This window comes from Natronorubrum thiooxidans (genome assembly GCF_900156475.1).
Classification (GTDB): Archaea; Halobacteriota; Halobacteria; order Halobacteriales; family Natrialbaceae; genus Natronorubrum; species Natronorubrum thiooxidans.
The window spans coordinates 1-1,463 of sequence record NZ_FTNR01000055.1 but is presented as its reverse complement, the minus strand read 5'-3'; the positions used below and the strand labels follow the sequence as shown (position 1 = coordinate 1,463).

At 57.3% G+C, this 1,463-nt stretch carries 2 protein-coding genes and 2 pseudogenes; 3 read left to right on the top strand and 1 reads right to left on the bottom strand.

What is annotated here, in order from left to right:
* From BW940_RS20770 to BW940_RS20760, 3 genes and pseudogenes are all read left to right on the top strand, one after another.
* Window positions 1–230, top strand: a pseudogene (locus BW940_RS20770) (IS4 family transposase); the annotation flags it as partial.
* 141 nt (window positions 231–371) lie between these two features.
* On the top strand, window positions 372–710 hold the full coding sequence (locus BW940_RS20765) for a toxin-antitoxin system TumE family protein (RefSeq protein ID WP_076611042.1): 339 nt from the start codon (window positions 372–374) through the stop codon (window positions 708–710).
* 24 nt (window positions 711–734) lie between these two features.
* On the top strand, window positions 735–1,184 hold the full coding sequence (locus BW940_RS20760) for an HVO_A0114 family putative DNA-binding protein (RefSeq protein WP_173834932.1): 450 nt from the start codon (window positions 735–737) through the stop codon (window positions 1,182–1,184).
* Between the two features lie 102 nt (window positions 1,185–1,286).
* On the opposite strand, the pseudogene BW940_RS22630 reads toward BW940_RS20760, so the two are convergent.
* Window positions 1,287–1,463: pseudogene (locus BW940_RS22630) on the bottom strand (RNA-guided endonuclease TnpB family protein); the annotation flags it as partial.

Here is a 1,463-nt window from a genome sequence, read left to right as displayed (position 1 = left end):
GTCTGGTCATCGAGCACGCTGATGATGGGATCGTGTTCCCGCCGGAACGCTGGGCGGCGACCTTTCGGTCGCACGCCCAGCTCATCCTCCGTGAATTGAGGGAATATCTCGCCTACTCACCGCCGCCACTGCTACAACGACCGATCGAAGACGCTCAGAAGATCCACAAGCAACGACCAATCCTCCAAGAACAACTTGCTACCACCATCCAACCGACCGCTGAGGCTTAGCTAAAGACCAATGTGTTGGTCACTTATAGCTCAGTTTCAAGGATGGTTTTCAGTGCTTCTCTCCCTCGACCCAAGAGCGAACTGCTATTGTTCTCCCGACCAATAGTCTTATTGTATTGGTCTGTCTACCAATAGACGAGGATGGCCTCACTGACCGACGACGACCTCGATGGCGTGAGCGAGGGGAGAAAGTATCCCGACGGGACCGTTGTCCGCGTGTTTTGCATGCGGACAGACCGCGACGCGTACCCGTCTGGGTGGGCCTACAAACTCCACTACGGCGCGACAGAGCCGGACCCGCCCCGCACGCTTGACGATGGGACGATTCGTCGGTACGACAACTCGCACGAAGACACCAAAGGGCACGAACTGCACGTCGCACCGGACCCCGACCCAGACATAATCACATTCCCTGGGATGGTCGAACTCTGGGAACGGTTCTGGAGCGAGATCCCGAAATCCGAGTTCGAGGTCAAGTGAGACTATCACACCACGGTGATACCCATGAACGATACTACGCCGCCGCTGCACCCAATGGAACGCGAACAGCTTCGGGCTGAATCAACCCTCGTCGTGACCGTGAAGTCGTCCGGTGAGTTTCACGATGATGTCACCCACGGAATCGAGGCGCTCGAACGGGGCGACGCGGTAGATTCCACGCCGACGCTCTCGTTCACCAGCTACGACGACCTCATGGAGACGCTGACGCCGCGCGTCCTCGATCTCATCGAAGCCATCCGCCGGGAAGAGCCGTCTAGTATTAACGAGACCGCACGGGTTGTTGACCGGGACGTGAAGAACGTCCACGAGGAACTCAGTCGGCTCGCCCAGTTGGGCATTATCTTCTTCGAGGAAGACGGCCAGAGTAAGCGACCGGTCGTCTGGTTCGATGAACTCGTCATCAACCTCCCGTTCGATCCAGAGGCTGGCGACACGACAGCCGCTGCACCGTGAAGTGAAACGATGTATTGTCACCAAGATCGGTGAGTCAACTCAACAAAGAGAGACCTTGAGAATTCCAAAGCTTCGAAAAGAACGGCTGTGAACTACCCCGCCCTACTCAGCGACTGGCGTCGCTTCATTGAGGGCGGAGCTTCCTGCTTCTGTGACGCAACTTGCACCCACGACGATGGACGAGGAATCGCCACCATCGGTGGACACAGCGGTCGCAGTCTCCACAGGCGTACCTTCGGAGTGAACCACTCCTAGTTTCTTCAGTCCTCGTGAGAGAAC